The organism is Loigolactobacillus rennini DSM 20253 (assembly GCF_001436505.1).
Taxonomy (GTDB): domain Bacteria; phylum Bacillota; class Bacilli; order Lactobacillales; family Lactobacillaceae; genus Loigolactobacillus; species Loigolactobacillus rennini.
Genome location: NZ_AYYI01000100.1, coordinates 1 through 965 on the forward strand (window position 1 = coordinate 1; position 965 = coordinate 965).

The 965-nt window shown below is 36.5% G+C and carries 3 protein-coding genes; all 3 read left to right on the forward strand.

The window, feature by feature from the left end; translation table 11 throughout:
- Nucleotides 1-255, forward strand: a 255-nt coding sequence (locus FC24_RS10360) for a terminase TerL endonuclease subunit (protein WP_235807407.1), incomplete at its 5' end; no start/stop codon positions are given.
- A gap of 13 nt (nt 256-268) precedes the next feature.
- Entirely contained in the window at nt 269-457 is a 189-nt protein-coding gene (locus FC24_RS10365; protein WP_057874787.1) for a hypothetical protein, read from the forward strand.
- On the forward strand, nt 454-965 hold a 512-nt coding region (locus FC24_RS11840; RefSeq protein WP_235807408.1), incomplete at its 3' end, for a phage portal protein. The genes FC24_RS10365 and FC24_RS11840, both read left to right, overlap by 4 nt.

A 965-nucleotide genomic window follows, 5' to 3' on the forward strand; every position in this document is an offset into this window, starting at 1 on the left:
GGCCCAGCGACACTATCCGGTCCAATTATGGATTTTAAATTAAGCACGATCAACGGTGATATTAAACATGCAAAAAACCCACTACTCGATATTGCGATTAAGAATGCCGTGGCCAAAGATACCAATGATTCTATCATGATCGAAAAGAAAAAGAACCGGGAAAAGATTGACCCATTAATGGCGACAATCTTTGCCTTTGTAATTGCTAGCGATTATGAATGGAATGTTGAGACGAATATGCCGCTGTTTATCTAAGGGGGATGGTTATTTGTATAAAACTTTATATGTATTAATTATGACTACCATTGCTGCTTTAGGCCTTGGTAGTTTTTTATATGGTTTTTATATCATGTGGCGACCACTGGCATTTATCATTGGTGGCATTATTTTTGTGGTTATTGCCTTGATTATGAATCAATTATATGACCCCGAGAAAATAAAAGGGGGTGATGAATGATGCCGTTGCTTGATTTAGGCTTTAGTAACAAACAAGGAAAAAAGAACCGGGACTTAGAGCGATTGCTATACAACCAAGAATACGGAGCACATGCAAGCTATACGGGTATTCGTGCTTTGCGTAATAGTGATGTATTTACGGCCATCCGGATTATCTCAGCTGATATTGCTAGTACGAAGCTTAAAAATAAAGGTCATGAATCAAATACCATTATGGAAAAAGTGTTGGACCTATTTAACAACAACCCGAATGATCAATTACCCGGTTGGCACTTTAAATTTATTGTGGTAGCAAACATGTTGTTAAATGGGGAATCTTTTGTCGAAATTTTGCGTGACAAAGATGGCTTTGTAACTGGTTTTTATTTTTTGCATAACTATCTGGTTAGTTTTGATGATGAAAATAAAAATCAAATAACCTACCACGTTAGCGAAAATCATGAAAATAAATCGGTTGACATCGCTCCCAAGGACATATTGCATTTTCGTTATATTACTCTAGATGGATA